This window comes from Pseudomonas sp. 29, assembly GCF_002754355.1.
GTDB classification, from domain to species: Bacteria; Pseudomonadota; Gammaproteobacteria; order Pseudomonadales; family Pseudomonadaceae; genus Aquipseudomonas; species Aquipseudomonas neuropathica.
The window spans coordinates 498,975-516,120 of sequence record NZ_PEEY01000001.1; the positions used below are offsets into that span (position 1 = coordinate 498,975).

The following is a 17,146-nucleotide window of genomic DNA, read 5'->3' on the forward strand; positions in this document are numbered from 1 at the left end:
GATTCGTCCTACAGGTGTTTTTACGAGCGGCGTCTACCGTTGAAAAAGGGACGAAAAGCAAGGCCAGGAGGCCTTGACCGATTCGATTATCGAGACAACACTATACGTAGGTAGCGTACAGAACATGGATGCTCTATTTATCGAATTGCCTGTATTTCAGAAGCACCGAGACGACTATCTGGATGACGATCTGTTTCGCAGCTTTCAACTGGAGTTGCTGAAAAATCCGGAAGCGGGCGATCTCATCGAGGACACAGGCGGGCTTCGTAAAATTCGCTTTGGCGACCAACGAAGAGGGAAGGGTAAGCGCAGCGGATTACGAGTGATTTATTACTGGTGGTCAGGCTTCGATCAGTTCTGGCTCTTTACCGTCTACAACAAAAACGAGCAGGACGATTTGACGCCTGCCCAGAAAAAACTTTTCAGAAAAACGCTGGATAGAGAACTCAACGCGAGAACCCACTATGAAACGTGACATTTTTTCCGAACTGATGGATGGACTGGAAGCACTGGCCGATGAACGCCAAGGCAAAATCACCTTGCGTACCCACAAAGTTCAACTGCCAAAACTGATGCCGATCACTGCTGAAGAAGTGATAGCCATCCGTCAGCAACTTAATCTTTCCCGGTCAGTATTCGCGATGTATCTACGCACCAACACGCGAACGCTCGAAAACTGGGAGCAAGGACGAGCAACGCCCAATGCTCAGGCCACAACCCTGATCCGTCTGGTCGAGCGTTTTCCACAGACAATCGAACAACTCGCAGCCCTGACCTGACACTGGGTTCTAATTCCAGCCACATGACGAAATTGTAATTCCCTCATCACCTTGGCGTTATCCGCAGCTTGCAACGATGTCACCCGCCGAACAATAAAACCCACGCCGAAGCACGTTCCCGTTCTGCCGAACCCAAGGAGTGTTTGATGGTTAACAATTCGAAAATATCGATGGCCGCTCTAGCAGTGGTGGTCGGCGCCGGGCCGTCCACGGTGTTTGCTGAAGACAAGCCTGAAGGCTTTGTCGAAGGCAGCAGCCTGACGGTGCTCAACCGTAACTTCTACTTCAATCGTGATCATCGCAATGGTCAGTCCAGTCCGACCGGCAACGGCTATTCAGAAGCCTGGTCGCATGCGGTGATCAGCAAGTTCGAGTCCGGTTTCACCCAAGGCACCGTCGGGGTCGGTGTCGATGCATTTGCGATGATTGGTCTGAAACTCGATACCGGTGACGGACGCAACGGTGGGCGCAGTTCGTTTGATGTGTTGCCGGTCAACAGCGACGGCGAGGCGCGGGACGAATACACCAAGGTCGGCGGCGCCGCGAAAATCCGGGCGTTCGATACGGTGGTCAGGGTGGGTGATGTGTTCCCGGTCAACCCGATGGTCGCGGCCGGTGACTCGCGCTTGCTGCCGGAGAGCTTTCGCGGGGTGACGGCGACCAACACCAGCATTGAAGGTCTGTCGGTGCAGGGTGGCCGGTTGCATGCGATGAGCCAGCCGGCGTCCAGCGACATGCGTGAGAACTTCGCGACCTTCTATGCAGGTCCGGTCAATTCGCCGTGGATCGCTTATGGTGGCGGCGATTACGCGCTGAACAAGAATCTCAGTTTCAGTCTGTATTCCAGCCGTCTCAAGGATGCGTGGAATCAGTACTACGCCGGCACTGCCTGGACTTATCCGCTCTCGGATGACCTGTCGCTGTTCGGTGGCCTGAACTATTACAAGGCCGTCGACGAGGGCAAACAACTGCTCGGCGAATTCGACAACAACATCTGGAGCGGCCGCGTTGGCGTCAAGCTTGGTGCCCACTCTGTCGCCCTCTCCCACCAGCGCAACAACGGTAATGACGACTTCGACTACCTGCGCCAGTCCGACTCGATCTTCCTCGACAACTCGATCCAGTACAGCGACTTCAACTCGCCGAAAGAACGTTCGTGGATGGTGCGCTATGACCTCGACATGAGCACCTATGGCGTACCGGGTCTGTCGTTCATGACCCGTTACGCACGCGGCACCGACGCTGATTATTCAAACGCTAACGCCGTGTATATGCGCCGCGATGCCGAGGGCAATCCGCTGACCGATCAGAAACGTTGGGAGCGTGATATCGAAGTCAAATACGTGGTGCAAAGCGGTTCGATGAAAGATCTGTCACTGCGCTTGCGCCAAGCCACAACCCGCGCCACGGCGTTCGAGTCGGATCTGGATGAAGTGCGGGTGATTGTCGAGTATCCGCTGGCGATTCTTTGATTGCGCGGCTGATGCAAATTCACCTTTAGAAGCTCCTTGCTCCTTTGGTAAGAGGTGAATCTTTTGGCGTCCTTCGGGGCGCCTTTTTTTGCTTTGCGGTCGCGACATAATCAACCCGCTATCAAGACAACCTAGCGGGTAGCTGATTAAGCCGAGCTTTAGCGTAAAGGCAGCATCAGGGTAATGGGGGAAATGCCGGGGCACGGAATGAAACCTGCGTACTTGATATAAAAGCTCGACAGCCGATCATTCAAGGGATGAACAATTATCGCGCTGGATCCGATCGACTGAGACGCGTTGAGGGCTCTTTCAATCGCATCTTGCAGTAAATCGACAGCGAAACCTTGGCCCTGAGCTTCGCGCGTTACCCCCATACGCCCCAATAGAGTGACCGGATGGACACTGGGCGAATTGCGTTGACGGCTTTTCGGCATGACGCTGGCACGGGCGACTGATCCGCTGGAGAGCGTGTAGTAGGCCATCACATTCGACGTGCCTTTGAGGCAACTGACGTACACAACAGCCTGCTTGGTGGATTGGGCTTTTCGCGCCTTCCTCTGCAGGTAATGGTCAATGGTCACCTCACCAGAATCGAAAGCATCGAGTTCGTGTAGGTCGTTGAGCTTCTCGGGGGCGGTCAACTCCAACGTTTTGGACGTGCGAGCAGTTGGTGCAGGCATTCGTTACCTCGAGCCGGATTGGCTTCAATAGCTTGTTCGAATGCGTCAAATGCGCTGTCGTCGAGAAGGAACAGTCGTTTATCCAGAATCACCTCTTCAGCTTTTTGGCAGGCAGCTTCCAGGATAAAACTTGTGCGATCACGACCAGACATGGCGGCTGCCAAATCGATCAGATTACGTTTCTTTTCGTCCGCTCTCATGTTGATTGGAACGGGTTTGGATTTTTCAACGCTTTCAGTTGTGGACATTTGTTCTGTTTCCCATCTGGGTAGGTGATGTTGGAACTGGAGCCTCCTTATGGCGTTAGCACATCAGCTTTTGCTTACTTTTCATTTTCTGACTCCTTGAGTGGCCCGGAGAGGTTTAGGCCATGCTCTTAACGTGAGATCTAACGTTTGAGGTACGAAGCCATGAGAGCGGCTTCGGAGTCGATTCTATACCGACCGTGTAGCTAATGCATATACGCGTATAGCTTTCAGATACACGGTCATTTATTTAGGCCTGGCGAGAAAAAGATCCTCGCCAAAGGACCTTCGCCTACGTCGTGACCTCCACGTTATCCAGAGCTTTGTTCACCGCTAATTCACCAAGCATGACGACCTGCGCGATGCCGAGCAGAGTCTTGCGATGGGTGCCGTTCAGCAGCGCAGCGAAGTCACCGAGCATCACCGTGGCAGAGGCCAGGGATTCGCTGGCGTTGGCCAGTAATGATTCGGTATCGGCTTTGGGATTGACCAGGAACATCTGGTTGGGGATGTACGGCGCGGACATGATGGCGGCTGAGGGTTTGAGGTAGAAATCGAGGGCGCGGTCGGCGGCTTCGTGGAGTTTTCGGGTGTCGACGGAGGCGTAAGGCGATGTTGAGTTGGCGTCGGGGATGGCGTCTGTTTCGGGGGGATTTGGGGTTGGCTTTTTCATGATATTTCTCCTTCATAACGTTGAAGCTGATCCATTCGGTTCCACGCGAAGGGGTGGCAGCTGTACGCAGGTTGGAACCCGGGGAACGGAGAAACCCGGCAGACTCGAAAGTCTCCCGCGCACAGCCGCCATAACAGACTGCACACCATGAAGGTGGGCAAGCATACGTCATGAAAGACGCTTTGGCGCTGACACGTTCTCCGGGGTTCCAATCCCGATCACTGATTTGGCAGCGACCCACACAGGCTAGAGAGCGGACGTCCGACGGACAACCTGAAAACATTGTGGGAAGGTTCCGCACTTCTCACACAACACTTAAACATTACGAATTGAAATACAGAACGTGTAGGAGCCTTCGGCAGCTCCTACACGGGGCCGCGTTTCGCCGTAAAGGATTCAGCTCCCGCCGTTGCGACACACGCCCATCACGTTGTACTTGATGGTGTTGAGCTGGCCTTTTGAGTCCTCGTAGGTCATCGCGGTGGGCACCACTTTGCACGCAGGCTGCGGCTTCACCACACTCACCACTTTGACCACGTCCAGCTTCATTCCGTATTCGTAATCCTTCACCACCGGCGGCGCTTTGCCCTGGTTGGTGGCGTACTGTTCCATGGCTTTGGCGTTGGCGCTGAGCGCACGTTCGAAAGTGCGGTCACCACCGCCTTCGGCCAGCACATTTACCGATGTCGCCATGACAGCCGCGAATGCGATCAACTTGAGTACTTTCATATCCATTTCCTTCCCGTCCGGGCGTAAAAAAAGCCCGGCATCGATGCGCGATAACGGGCTTGTTCAGATGCAGCAGGCTTACAGATCGCGGGTTTTGTCGTCTTTCTTGTCAGTGACGACCACCGGGTTGCCGGCGGCTTGTTCCTTGGCGACGAAGAGTTCCATGGAGCGGTCGTTGCTGGTCATCATCCGCTCGAAAGTGCGGTCGCCACCGCCTTCGGCCAGAGCCACGGAAGAGATCGCCAACGCCACAACAAGAGCACCCATCTGTACGATTTTCATCTTTGATTCCTCGTTTAAGTAACTGACGGGATCAAGGTAACAATCCGAACCTATCGTGACGGTGGCGGGGAAATTACATATCCGTTATCTCCAGGGCGCTCTTCTGAAGTCGAACACAAAGCCTGTAGGAGTGAGCCTGCTCGCGATAGTGGTGGGTCAGTCAATTTAGATCTGACTGATAGACCGCTATCGCGAGCAGGCTCACTCCTACAGGGGGGATTACCTATTCAGATGAAACCGGTTCCTCATCCCGGCGATGGGCGAGTTGGTAGAGCGCCGGCAAGATCAGCAGTGTGAGGATCGTGGAGGACAGTATTCCGCCGATCACCACGGTCGCCAGTGGTCGCTGCACCTCCGCACCGGTGCCGGTTGCAAGCGCCATCGGAATAAACCCCAGCGACGCCACCAACGCCGTCATCAACACCGGCCGCAAACGCGTCAACGCACCTTCGTTAATGGCATCGGACAGCGACCGTCCCTCCTCACGCAAATTACGAATAAATGCAATCATCACCAACCCGTTCAACACCGCCACACCCGACAAAGCAATAAACCCGACACCCGCCGAAATCGACAACGGAATATCCCGTAACCACAGCGCCATGACCCCACCGGTCAGCGCAAACGGAATCCCGGTAAACACCAGCAAGCCGTCCTTCAGGTTGTTGAACATCATGAACAACAACCCGAACACCAACAGCAACGCCACCGGCACCACAATCTGCAAACGCTTGGCCGCCGATTGCAGTTGCTCGAACTGCCCGCCCCAACTGGTCCAGTAACCGGCCGGCACTTGCACGTCACGTTCGATCACCTCGCCGGCCTCGCTGACAAATGAGCCGATATCACGCCCGCGCACGTTGGCACTGACGATCACCAGTCGCTTGCCGTTCTCGCGGCTGACCTGATTCGGCCCGAGCACCAGGTCGAGGCTGGCGACGTCTTGCAGCGCGATGAAGCCGATCTGATTCGCAGCGCCGCTCAGCGCGGGCACCGGAATCAGCAGCGCCGACAGTCCGTCGATGTCCTTGCGCATGGCATCGGACAAACGCACAACCATGTCGAAACGCCGATCACCCTCATACAACGTCCCGGCCTGACGCCCGCCGACCGCAACGGCAATGGTGTCCTGCACGTCACCCACGTTGAGTCCGTAACGCGCGGCTTTATCGCGATCAATGTTGATGGTCAGCACCGGCAGCCCGGTGGTTTGCTCGACCTTCACTTCGGATGCGCCGTTGACCTTTTGCATGGCAGCAGCGATTTTCGCAGCCGTGGCATTGAGCACGTCCATGTCATCGCCAAACACCTTCACCGCGACATCGCTACGCACGCCGGAAATCAGTTCGTTGAAGCGCAATTGAATCGGCTGCGACAGTTCATAGTTGCTACCCGGCAACGTCGCGGCGGCAGCCTGCAACTCGGCCATCAGGGTTTCGCGGGACTTGTCCGGGTCCGGCCATTGGTCCTTGGGTTTGAGCATCACATAGCTGTCCGAGATATTCGGCGGCATCGGATCCGAGGCGATTTCGGCGGTGCCAGTGCGGGCAAACACGCGCTCGACTTCCGGCACCTTGGCCAGAATCAGCGTCTCGAGGCGCTGCTGCATGTCCACCGATTGCGTCAGGCTGGTGCCCGGCACGCGCAGCACTTGCAGGGCAAAATCCCCTTCGCTCAGGCTCGGAACAAACTCGCTGCCCATACGACTGGTGAGCACACCGCTGAGCACGATCACGCCCAACGCCGCGCCCACTGCGATTGCGCGATGGGACATGACCCACGCCAGCGCCGGCGCATACACACGACGCGCGCCGCGCATTACTGCGCCCTCTTCTTCCTTGACCTTACCTGTCACGAACAGCGCTATTGCCGCTGGCACGAAGGTCACCGACAACAGCATCGCGCCAAGCAAAGCGATGACCACGGTGAACGCCATCGGGTGAAACATTTTCCCTTCGACGCCGCTCAACGCGAAGATCGGCAGGTACACGACCATGATGATCAACTGGCCGAAAATCAGCGGTCGCCGCGCCTCTTTCGCTGCGGCAAAGACTTCCTTGAAACGCTCGGCACGGGTCAGCAAACGTCCGTGATGCTGCTGCGCATGGGCCAACCGGCGCAGGGTGTTTTCGACGATCACCACCGCGCCGTCGACGATAATGCCGAAGTCCAGCGCGCCGAGGCTCATCAGGTTGGCGCTGACCTTGTTGCTGAACATGCCGGTGAAGGTGAACAGCATCGACAGCGGAATCACCATCGCGGTAATCAGTGCCGCGCGGATGTTGCCGAGGAACAGAAACAGAATCGCGATGACCAGAATCGCGCCTTCGATGAGGTTCTTTTTCACCGTGGCAATGGCTTTGTCGACCAGGTGCGTGCGGTCGTACACCGGCACCGCGATCACGCCTTGCGGTAGAGATTTGTTGATCTGTTCGAGCTTGCTGGCGACCGCTTGCGAGACCGTGCGGCTGTTCTCGCCGATCAGCATGAACACCGTGCCGAGCACCACTTCACGCCCGTTTTCGGTGGCCGCGCCGCTGCGCAATTCGCGGCCGATTTCCACTGTCGCGACGTTCTTCACCCGGATCGGCGTGCCGTCGACATTGGCCATGACGATGTTGGCGATGTCCTCGGTGCTGGCCACTTGCCCCGGCGCGCGGATCAGCAATTGCTCGCCGCTGCGCTCGATGTAACCGGCGCCGACGTTGGCGTTGTTGCGCTCAAGCGCAGTGACCAGATCGGTGAGCGTCAGTTTGTACGCGGCCAGGCGTTTCGGGTCCGGCGCGATCTGATATTCCTTGGCGAAACCGCCGATGGTGTTGATCTCGGCGACGCCCGGCACGTTGCGCAATTGCGGCTTGATGATCCAGTCCTGAATCACCCGCAGGTCGGTCGGCGTGTAGGCTGTGCCGTCGTCCTTGAGTGCGTCCTCCTTGGCTTCCACTGTCCATAAAAAGATCTCGCCGAGGCCGGTGGAAATCGGCCCCATTACCGCTTCGGCGCCTTCGGGCAATTGCTCCTTGGCAATCTGCAAACGCTCGTTGACCAATTGCCGGGCGAAGAACAGGTCAGTGCCGTCCTTGAAGATCACCGTGACTTGCGACAGGCCCGAGCGCGACAGCGAACGGGTCTGTTCGAGTGCCGGCAGACCGGCCATCGCGGTTTCAATCGGGAAGGTGATGCGCTGCTCGGTTTCCAGCGGCGAAAACCCGGCGGCGCCGGTGTTGATTTGCACCTGGACGTTGGTGATGTCGGGCACGGCGTCAATCGGCAGCTTTTGATAACTGGCAATGCCGAGGCCGGCCATAAGCAGAACGGCGAGCAGGACGATGATGCGCTGCTCGATGGCAAACTGGATCAGGCGTTCGAACATGGGAGTCTTCCGGATCAGTGGCTGTGCTCGGCTGAGGCTTTGCCCAGCTCCGACTTGAGGACGAAGCTGCCGGCGCTGGCGACTTGCACGCCCGGTTCCAGGCCTTGAGTAATTTCCACATGGCCGGCGGCGCGGCTGCCCAGTTCTACCGCGCGGGCTTCGAAACCGTCGTCGGTACGCACGAACACCGTGGGTTTGTCCTCGACGGTCTGGATCGCGGTTTCCGGTACGGCGACTTGCGCTTCGCGGCTGTCGGTCGCCACCAGCGCAGTGACGAACAGACCGGGGCGCCACGAGCCTTGCGGATTTTCCAGGGTGACGCGGACGGTCGCGGTGCGGGTTTGCTCGCCGAGCAAACTGCCAACGTAAGCCACACTGCCGACCACTTCCGCGTTGAGTTCCGGGGCGCTGACGGTGACCGCTTTGCCTACTTGAACCTTGTTCAGATCCTTCGGTGAAACGCCGAACGTGACCCACACTCGCGACAAGTCCGAGAGGGTGAACGCCGCTGTGCTTTCATCGACCACCTCGCCCGGCGTCAGGTGTTTTTCTACCACCACGCCATCGAACGGCGCGCGCAGTTCGTAGCGATTGCCGCCAGTGGCGACCACGCTGCCGCTGAGTACGCTGATCTTTTGTTGGGCATTGCTCAGGGCAATTTCAGCTTCTTGCAACGCTTGGCGCGCCTGGAGGAAATCTTGCTCGGCAGAGATCTTGTCCTGCCAGAGTTTTTTCTCGCGTTCATAAGTGGTGCGCGCCAAGGACAGGCGACGTTGCGCGGCCGCCTGTTCGCTGCGTTGATCGGAGATCTGCTGGCTGGCGATCACCGCCAGCAACTGGCCCTTCTTCACGGTTTGCCCGAGGTTGACCGCCACCGACTCGACCACACCCGGGACGCGCGGCACGATGTGGGCGGTGCGGTCTTCGTCGAAGCGCACTTCGCCGGGAAACGGCAGGCCGCGGCTGATGGTTTGCGGTTTTGCCTCGGCCAGTTGAATGCCGGCAGCGCTGATCTGCTCCGCGCTCAATTCGATGTGCCCTTCTTCGGCATGTTCAGCCGCTGCATCTTCTTGCGCATGATCGGCGTGTTCAGCGGCCTCATCGGCATGCGCGTCGATACTTGCGTGACCTGACCACTGCGAGCCGATGCCAATGCCCAGCGCCAACGTCGCCACCGCGACCACCATCAATTTTTTATCCATGGAAACTCCTCTGCGCCGAGCCATCGCGCAGTTGTCTGAAAAGTGAAATTCAACGGCTGACGCTGAGGTCGCCGAAGATCCGTTCGATGCGTACGCGGGCGTCGGTGGCTTCGCTGACGGCCTGGATGTATTGGCTGCGAGCGCTGATCAACGTGCGTTGCGCATCGAGCACATCGAGGAAGCCGAACTTGCCCATTTCGAAACCACGGGTGGCGCTGTCGACTGCACTTTGCGCGGCGGGCAGGATGGTCTGGTTGAACGCAGTGACTTCGCCGTTGGCGGTCTGCCATTGCTCAAGGCTGGTCTGGATTTCCGTGCGCAATCGCAGCTCGGTGGCGTTGCGCAGATCCCGCGCCTGATCGGTGCGGCGCGCGGCCGCGAGCACGTTGCCCTGATTGCGGTTGAACAGCGGAATCGGCATCGACAGGCCGACCACGTTGACCCGCTCGCGCTCGGTTTCGCTGTATTGGCTGCCGATACTGACGGTGAGATCGGGGATGCGCTGGGACTTTTCCAGGCCCAACGACGCTTCGCGCTGGTCGATCTGCAACTTGGCCAGACGCAGTTCGGCGGTCTCGTTCAAGCGCTCAAGCAATCTTGTCGGTGGTGGAACGGCCGGCATGCTTTGCGTGGGTGCCTGCACCTTGGTCGAGGTCGGTAGCGGCGTGCCCATGACCTGCGCCAGTTGTTGGTAAGCGGTGGCCTGATCGCGCTCTGCCCGGCTCAGCTCAAGGCGCACTTCCGAGAGTTGCACCTGCGCCCGCGTGCCTTCGACCGGCGAAGATTTACCCGCCTCGATCCGCCCTTGCGCCACGCGTAAACCGTGCTCGGCCAGTTGCAGCGATTGACGCGACAGCTGCAAGCGTTGCTGCGCGGTTTGCGCGCTGTTGAATGCCTGAATCACATCGGCACGCAAGGCATTGCGCTTGCGCTCCAGTTCGATGCTGGCAGCGTCTTGCGCACGGCTGGCGACATCGATGCGTGCACCGCGTTTGCCGCCAAGTTCAATCGGTTGACTGAGCATCACCGTGGTTGTGCGCGAATTGCGCCGAGTGTCTTCGGCTTCCCACGACATTTCGGGGTTGGGGATCAGGCCGGCCTGTTGGCGGTCACCTTCGGCGATACCGATTTCCCATTGCGCGGCGGCTAAATCCGGGTTGCTGGCGAAGGCGCTTTGCAGGGCTTGATCCAGCGTCAGGGTCGCTGCGTTTGCAAGGCTGGTACAGGCCAGCAACAAGATGACGCTGGCGGTTTTTTTCAGGCGTGATTGCGCCGTCAGTTTAATTAAACCGGGCAATGGAAGACTTCCTTTATTCAAGAATCTCGGATGCCGCCACGGTAGGGTTTTGAACTTATCGACAAGGTGACTGGAACATTACAAATCCGTTATCCACGGTTTGGGGAAGTTGTTTTGTTCTAGGATGCGAAGTGCAAATAGCGTTATCGAAATACATCGAAACAAAAACACGGCAGTTATCTGCTGAACAGCACTTGCCGTAAGTAAACTCAAGAGAATTTGGTGGTTAGCACTGCGACCTACTGTCGCAGAACACTGATCTAAAGCACTTGGGCGTTGACCCTGTAGCCGCTACAACCTTTATTGTCCGCACTCCCCTCACCCCAGCCCTCTCCTGCGGGGAGAGGGAGCCGACCGAAGTGTCTGGCGTTTTTTATCGACCTGTTACATCAAGTTGATTATGGATTCAGTAACGTTCTTTCACGTCGGCGTAGTTCTGAAATATCCCACGCTCAGTCCCCTCTCCCTCTGGGAGAGGGTTAGGGTGAGGGGCTTTTAAATTAAATACCCATTAAATAAAAGTGGTGAAAGATCATGCGAATCCTTGTCGTCGAGGACGAGCTTAAAGCTGCCGAATACTTGCATCAGGGTTTGACCGAAAGTGGTTATGTCGTTGACCACGCCGCCAACGGCGCCGATGGCCTGCATCTGGCGCAACAACAGGCCTATGACCTGATTATTCTCGACGTGAACCTGCCGGAACTCGACGGTTGGGGCGTGCTGGAACAACTGCGTCGCACCCATTCGACGCGGGTGATGATGCTGACGGCGCGCGGGCGTCTGGCCGACAAGATTCGCGGCCTCGATCTGGGTGCCGACGATTATCTGGTCAAGCCGTTCGAGTTTCCCGAACTGCTGGCGCGGGTGCGCACCTTGATGCGTCGTAGCGAAAATATCCCGGTGCCGCAGGTGCTGAAAGTCGCTGATCTGGAACTCGATCCGGGTCGCCATCGCGCGTTTCGCGGGCAACAGCGTATTGACCTGACCACCAAGGAATTCGCCCTGCTGCATTTGCTGATGCGCCAGTCCGGCGAAGTGCTGACGCGCACACAAATCATCTCGTTGGTGTGGGACATGAATTTCGACTGCGACACCAACGTGGTCGAAGTGTCGATCCGCCGCTTGCGGGCGAAAATCGACGACCCGTTCGACAGCAAACTGATCCACACCCTGCGCGGTGTCGGCTATGTGCTGGAGGCAAGGGAATGAAGCCCTCCAGCCTGTCGATGCGCCTCGGTTTGACGGTGAGTATTCTCGGTGCGCTGCTGGTGGTGTTTCTGGCGATCCTCGCCTATTTCGCGTTGACCCATGAGCTGAATTCGCTTGCCAGAGACAGCCTGGAAAAGAAGATGGCGCAGGTCGAACACAGCCTGTCGTTGTACGTCGATGCCAATGAAATCACCGGCAAGCCGCATATTCTGCTCGATCAGGTGATGGGGCATGACAACCTCACGCTGACCATTTATGACCGCCTCAATCAGCGCTCGCCGCTGCTCAAGTCCGGCTCGGGATTGAGCGATCCGCGCGTCGAATTGAAAGCGGTGCGCGCCACCACCGATCAACTGACTTACAGCGACAGCACCGACGCGCAAGGCAAGAAATTCCTCACCGCCTCGAAACTGATTCGCCTCAAGGACAGCAGCAGCGTGCCGGTGCTGCTGTCAGTGGATAACGCCCACGATGAGGCGCTGCTCAGCGCCTATCTGCGCTCGACGCTGATTGCCTTGCCGTTGTTGCTGGTGTTTATCGGCCTGACCGCGTGGGGCGCGGTGCAACGCGGGTTGGCGCCGCTGCGCGAGTTTCGCAAAGTCGCAGCGATGGTCTCGACCCAGGATCTGGAACACCGGCTGTCCGTGGTGAACATGCCGCAGGAGCTGAGTGAACTGGCACAAGGCATCAATTTCATGCTGCATCGGCTCGATGCCGGGGTGCAGCAGTTGTCGCAATTCTCCGATGATCTGGCGCATGAGTTGCGCACCCCGATCAATAACCTGATGGGCAAGGCGCAGGTGACCTTGTCCCGCGAGCGCACGACCGAGGAATACAAGGACGTGCTGGTGTCGTGCACCGAGGAACTGGAGCGTGTGGCGCGGATTGTCTCGGACATGTTGTTTCTCGCGCAGGTCAGTCACCCGTCGGCGCTGGCACCGTTTGAAGCGGTGGCGCTGGAGGTTGAGGCGGCGAAGGTCGCGGAGATGTTTTCGTTGTCGGCGCAGGATAAGAACATTCATTTGAATGTCGTTGGCAGTGCGACGGTGATGGGCGATCGGCTGATGATTCAGCGGGCGATTTCCAATCTGCTGTCCAACGCGCTGCGTCATTGCCCGAACGGGAAAACCGTGACGCTGCTGATTGAACAGAGTGGGACGCAGGCTTCCCTGCTGGTCAGCAACCCCGGCGCCGGGATTGAGGCGCAACACCTGCCACATCTGTTCGACCGCTTCTACCGCGTCGACAGCAGTCGCTCACGCTCGCAGGGCAGCACCGGATTGGGCCTGGCGATCGTGCGCTCGATCATGAGCCTGCATCAGGGTGTGGCGGAGGTTAAGAGTTTGCCGGGGGCGATGACGGTGTTCAGGCTTGGATTTCCGGCGGTGCCGCCAATGGCCCCTTCGCTTGCAGGCAAGCTCCCACAGTGATTTGCGGGGTACTCAGGTTTTGTGAACACCGCTAAAACCTGTAGGCCTTCGCCTGTTCGCGATGGCGGTGGGTCCTGCAAAATCTGCACTGCCTGATACTCAGCCTTCGCGAGCAAGCTCGCTCCCACAGAGACAGTAGTCATTCACAAAATAAGTGGACGCCGCCGAAACCTGTGGGAGCGAGCTTGCTCGCGAAAGCGTCGGATCAGGCGATATCCATGTTGAATGTCAGAATGGGAATCGCGAGTTTTGTACGATTTCTTACCGATACGCTCTCGTCTCTGCACAAACTCCGAAAGCTCCCGCCCTAACATCCGCTTCGTCCTACAGCCAGCCTTGAGTGGGTAGTTCTATGGTGAAGGTCTTTGCAGGTAGAAGAACGATGGGGGGCACTATGAGCAGAGACATGTTTTGTGAGTTGGTTGCAGAAATCGAGACTCTGGCAGTCCAAGGTCGGGCGCAGCGCCTTCTCGCTCACACAGGAAAAACCGGCACACCACGAATTGGCGCTATGAAAGGCAAGTTGGTGCTGCCTGATGATTTCGATTCGTCATTGCCTGATGCCATGCTTGATACCTTTGAAGAAACTCAAGCATGAAGCTGGCACTGACCGATGCCCTTTAGTAGATGCTGCAGTGGGCAGGGGTTTTTTGAGTTTTGTGAACACCACTGCATTCTGTAGGAGCTTGCCTGCAAGCGATGGCGGCGGGTCAGTCGATATCTTTGTTATCTGACACACCGCTATCGCGAGCAGGCTCACTCCTACAGGTTTTTGTGTCGTTCACAGATGATGCGTACGCCTCAATCCCCTGTAGGAGTGAGCCTGCTCGCGATTGCGGTAGATCAGGCGCAAAAAAAAACGGCACCTTGCAGTGCCGTTCGCCTTTCACATTTCAGCTGTTACTTCCGCGCATCCGCCCACGATTTCAGCAGTTCGTTGTAGCTCACGGTCTCGCCCTTCGGCTTCTCGTTGGCCAGTTTCGGTTTCGGTGCGCCCGGCTGATCAAACCAGTACTGGGCATCGCGTTCCGGGTTCATTTTCGGTGCGCACACCGCTTGGGCCTTGGAGCGTTCCAGACGCGTCATGATCGCGTCCTGATCCTTGGCCAAACCATCCAGCGCCTGTTGCGGGGTCTTCTCGCCGCTGGCCGCTTCGGCGATGTGGCTCCACCACAATTGCGCCAGACGCGGGTAGTCCGGCACGTTGGTGCCGGTCGGGGTCCATTGCACGCGGGCCGGGCTGCGATAGAACTCGACCAGACCACCAAGTTTCGGCGCCAGATCGGTCATCGCTTGCGAGTTGATGTCCGACTCACGAATCGGCGTCAGGCCGACGATGGTTTTCTTCAGCGACACGGTTTTCGAGGTCACAAACTGCGCATACAGCCACGCCGCCAGTTTCTGTTTCTCAGGCGTGGATTTCATGAACGTCCACGAGCCCACGTCCTGATAACCGAGCTTCATGCCCTCCTCCCAATACGGCCCACGCGGCGATGGCGCCATGCGCCATTTCGGCGTGCCGTCGGCGTTGACCACCGGCAGGCCCGGCTTGGTCATGTCGGCGGTGAACGCGGTGTACCAGAAGATCTGCTGCGCAATGTTGCCCTGCGACGGTACCGGACCGGATTCGGAGAAGGTCATGCCCGCCGCTTCCGGTGGCGCGTACTTCTTCAGCCAGTCGACATACTTGGTGGTGGCGAACACCGCCGCCGGGCCGTTGGTGTCGCCGCCGCGAGTCACGCTGGAGCCGACCGGGTGGCAGTCCTCGACGCGAATCCCCCACTCGTCCACCGGCAAACCGTTGGGCAACCCTTTGTCGCCGCCACCGGCCATGGAGAACCAGGCATCGGTGAAGCGCCAGCCCAGCGACGGGTCTTTCTTGCCGTAGTCCATGTGCCCGTAAACGCGCTTGCCGTCGATTTCCTTGACGTCTTCGCTGAAGAATTTGGCGATGTCTTCATAGGCCGACCAGTTCACCGGCACGCCCAATTCGTAGCCGTACTTTTCCTTGAACTTGGCTTTCAGATCCGCACGTTCAAACCAGTCGGCACGGAACCAGTACAGGTTGGCGAATTGCTGGTCGGGCAGTTGATAGATCTTGCCGTCCGGCGCGGTGGTGAACGAGATGCCAATAAAATCCTTGATATCGAGGGTCGGCGAGGTGAAGTTCTTGCCTTCGTTGGCCATCAGGTCAGTGATCGATTCGGTCTTGCCGTAGCGAAAGTGCGTACCGATCAGGTCCGAGTCGTTGACCCAGCCGTCATAAATATTCTTGTCCGACTGCATCACCGTCTGCATTTTCTCGACCACGTCGCCTTCTTGCAGCAGGTCGTGGGTGAGTTTGATCCCGGTGATTTCGCTGAACGCCTTGGCCAGCACTTTCGACTCGTACTCGTGGGTGGTCAGGGTCTCGGAAACGACCTTGATGTCCATGCCGCGAAACGGCTCGGCCGCTTTGATGAACCACTTCAACTCTTCGAGTTGCTGCTCGGCCGTCAGGGTCGACGGTTTGAATTCACTGCCGATCCATTTTTTCGCCGCGTCTTCGTAGGCATCCGCCCACGCGGCGGCGCTCAAACCGCTGAGTGCCAGCATGGCTGCCAATGAAATGCTATGTCGCAGCTTATTGTTTTTGTCGAACATAGAGACCTCCTGTTTAAGTTGTGGAGCCGCGTTGCCGAACGACTCGACTAGCCCCAACGCATCACAGCCAACAGCCACACCAGGGACAACGCGGACGCTACCCAGATGCTCCAGTCGGTGGCGCCGATCACCAGCAAATGCAGGTAGGCGCTGCCGAGAAGACCGATAAACAAACGATCGCCACGGGTGGTGGCAATCGGCAGAAAACCTCGCCGCAGGATGCTCGGCGAGCGCAATTCCCACGTCGTCATGCCGACCAGAATCAGGCCGATGACAATGAAGAATGCTGCGGTAGGCGTGGTCCAGCTCATCCATTCCATCATCAGCTCCTCAGACCCGACCGAGGGCAAAGCCCTTGGCCACGTGGTTGCGAACAAACCAGATCACCAGCATGCCCGGCAGAATGGTCAACACCCCCGCCGCTGCCAGCACGCCCCAATCGATACCCGAAGCGGACACCGTACGCGTCATGACCGCCGCAATCGGCTTGGCGTTTACCGAGGTCAACGTGCGCGCGAGCAGCAGTTCGACCCAGGAAAACATGAAGCAGAAAAACGCCGTGACGCCGATGCCGGAACCGATCAGCGGGATGAAAATCTTCACGAAGAACTTGGGGAAACTGTAGCCGTCGATGTAGGCGGTTTCGTCGATTTCCTTGGGCACGCCAGACATGAAGCCTTCGAGAATCCACACCGCCAATGGCACGTTAAACAGGCAGTGCGCCAAGGCCACGGCGATATGTGTGTCGAACAGGCCAATCGACGAATACAACTGAAAGAACGGCAGCAAGAACACTGCCGGTGGCGCCATGCGGTTGGTCAGCAGCCAGAAGAACAGGTGCTTGTCGCCGAGAAAACGGTAGCGCGAAAACGCATACGCCGCCGGCAACGCCACGCTCAGCGAGATCACCGTGTTCAGGCTGACGTAATACAGCGAGTTCAGATAACCGGTGTACCAGCTCGGATCGGTAAAGATCACCTTGTAGTTCGCCAGCGTGAAGTCCTGTGGGAAAAGCGTAAGGCCGCCAAGGATTTCGGTGTTGCTCTTGAACGACATGTTCAGCAGCCAGTAGATGGGCACCAGCAGGAACAGGATGTACACCAGCAACGGAATAAGCTTTCTTTTGCTCATG

17 protein-coding genes are annotated in these 17,146 nt (G+C 57.8%); 6 read left to right on the forward strand and 11 right to left on the reverse strand.

Features of this window, described 5'->3' with window-relative positions:
* The first annotated feature begins 124 nt into the window (after positions 1 to 124).
* From CLU80_RS02310 to CLU80_RS02320, 3 genes are all read left to right on the forward strand, one after another.
* Complete coding sequence (locus CLU80_RS02310; RefSeq protein WP_093434372.1) at positions 125 to 475, forward strand: type II toxin-antitoxin system RelE/ParE family toxin; 351 nt, start codon at positions 125 to 127, stop codon at positions 473 to 475.
* Positions 465 to 779: a helix-turn-helix domain-containing protein gene (locus tag CLU80_RS02315; protein ID WP_027614657.1), complete on the forward strand. Its 315-nt coding sequence runs from the start codon at positions 465 to 467 to the stop codon at positions 777 to 779. The genes CLU80_RS02310 and CLU80_RS02315 overlap by 11 nt, the downstream gene beginning before the upstream one ends.
* A gap of 146 nt (positions 780 to 925) precedes the next feature.
* Positions 926 to 2,251, forward strand: coding sequence for an OprD family porin (locus CLU80_RS02320; RefSeq protein ID WP_099756648.1), 1,326 nt, complete (start codon positions 926 to 928; stop codon positions 2,249 to 2,251).
* Positions 2,252 to 2,409: 158 nt separating this feature from the next.
* On the opposite strand, the gene CLU80_RS02325 is transcribed toward CLU80_RS02320, so the two are convergent.
* The 8 genes from CLU80_RS02325 to CLU80_RS02360 all read right to left on the reverse strand — a co-directional run bounded on the left by CLU80_RS02325 (position 2,410) and on the right by CLU80_RS02360 (position 10,732).
* Positions 2,410 to 2,931, reverse strand: coding sequence for a GNAT family N-acetyltransferase (locus CLU80_RS02325; protein ID WP_093434262.1), 522 nt, complete (start codon positions 2,929 to 2,931; stop codon positions 2,410 to 2,412).
* Entirely contained in the window at positions 2,889 to 3,179 is a 291-nt protein-coding gene (locus tag CLU80_RS02330) for a type II toxin-antitoxin system TacA family antitoxin (protein WP_041073246.1), read from the reverse strand. Before CLU80_RS02330 ends, CLU80_RS02325 begins: the two co-directional genes overlap by 43 nt.
* Positions 3,180 to 3,468: 289 nt before the next feature.
* The gene (locus CLU80_RS02335) at positions 3,469 to 3,849 is read right to left on the reverse strand and encodes a DUF6124 family protein (RefSeq protein ID WP_099756649.1); all 381 of its coding nucleotides are present in this window, start codon (positions 3,847 to 3,849) and stop codon (positions 3,469 to 3,471) included.
* Positions 3,850 to 4,245: 396 nt separating this feature from the next.
* Positions 4,246 to 4,578 carry a DUF2790 domain-containing protein gene (locus tag CLU80_RS02340; protein ID WP_099756650.1) on the reverse strand — a complete coding sequence of 111 codons (333 nt, stop codon included), beginning with the start codon at positions 4,576 to 4,578 and terminating at the stop codon, positions 4,246 to 4,248.
* A 78-nt stretch (positions 4,579 to 4,656) separates the two neighbouring features.
* Positions 4,657 to 4,860: a co-regulatory protein PtrA N-terminal domain-containing protein gene (locus tag CLU80_RS02345; protein WP_093434253.1), complete on the reverse strand. Its 204-nt coding sequence runs from the start codon at positions 4,858 to 4,860 to the stop codon at positions 4,657 to 4,659.
* Positions 4,861 to 5,083: 223 nt separating this feature from the next.
* Positions 5,084 to 8,233 carry a CusA/CzcA family heavy metal efflux RND transporter gene (locus CLU80_RS02350; protein ID WP_099756651.1) on the reverse strand — a complete coding sequence of 1,050 codons (3,150 nt, stop codon included), beginning with the start codon at positions 8,231 to 8,233 and terminating at the stop codon, positions 5,084 to 5,086.
* Between the two features lie 14 nt (positions 8,234 to 8,247).
* The gene (locus tag CLU80_RS02355) at positions 8,248 to 9,435 is read right to left on the reverse strand and encodes an efflux RND transporter periplasmic adaptor subunit (protein ID WP_099756652.1); all 1,188 of its coding nucleotides are present in this window, start codon (positions 9,433 to 9,435) and stop codon (positions 8,248 to 8,250) included.
* 49 nt (positions 9,436 to 9,484) lie between these two features.
* A complete protein-coding gene (locus CLU80_RS02360; protein ID WP_099756653.1) occupies positions 9,485 to 10,732 on the reverse strand; it encodes a TolC family protein in 1,248 nt (415 codons plus the stop codon).
* A 534-nt stretch (positions 10,733 to 11,266) separates the two neighbouring features.
* Between CLU80_RS02360 and CLU80_RS02365 the strand changes: the two genes are divergently transcribed.
* The 3 genes from CLU80_RS02365 (at position 11,267) to CLU80_RS30115 (ending at position 13,969) form a co-directional block, all read left to right on the forward strand.
* The gene (locus tag CLU80_RS02365; RefSeq protein ID WP_099756654.1) at positions 11,267 to 11,941 is read left to right on the forward strand and encodes a heavy metal response regulator transcription factor; all 675 of its coding nucleotides are present in this window, start codon (positions 11,267 to 11,269) and stop codon (positions 11,939 to 11,941) included.
* Positions 11,938 to 13,371: a heavy metal sensor histidine kinase gene (locus tag CLU80_RS02370; protein WP_099756655.1), complete on the forward strand. Its 1,434-nt coding sequence runs from the start codon at positions 11,938 to 11,940 to the stop codon at positions 13,369 to 13,371. Before CLU80_RS02365 ends, CLU80_RS02370 begins: the two co-directional genes overlap by 4 nt.
* A gap of 394 nt (positions 13,372 to 13,765) precedes the next feature.
* On the forward strand, positions 13,766 to 13,969 hold the full coding sequence (locus CLU80_RS30115; protein WP_256573906.1) for a hypothetical protein: 204 nt from the start codon (positions 13,766 to 13,768) through the stop codon (positions 13,967 to 13,969).
* Between the two features lie 302 nt (positions 13,970 to 14,271).
* On the opposite strand, the gene CLU80_RS02380 is transcribed toward CLU80_RS30115, so the two are convergent.
* From CLU80_RS02380 to CLU80_RS02390, 3 genes are read right to left on the reverse strand one after another with little or no spacing between them, the layout of a single operon-like run.
* Complete coding sequence (locus tag CLU80_RS02380; protein ID WP_016986564.1) at positions 14,272 to 16,014, reverse strand: ABC transporter substrate-binding protein; 1,743 nt, start codon at positions 16,012 to 16,014, stop codon at positions 14,272 to 14,274.
* 47 nt (positions 16,015 to 16,061) lie between these two features.
* Positions 16,062 to 16,334, reverse strand: a complete 273-nt coding sequence (locus CLU80_RS02385) for a DUF2160 domain-containing protein (RefSeq protein ID WP_007912485.1) — start codon at positions 16,332 to 16,334, stop codon at positions 16,062 to 16,064.
* A 10-nt stretch (positions 16,335 to 16,344) separates the two neighbouring features.
* Positions 16,345 to 17,145, reverse strand: coding sequence for a carbohydrate ABC transporter permease (locus CLU80_RS02390; RefSeq protein ID WP_003192012.1), 801 nt, complete (start codon positions 17,143 to 17,145; stop codon positions 16,345 to 16,347).
* Position 17,146: the final 1 nt, after the last annotated feature.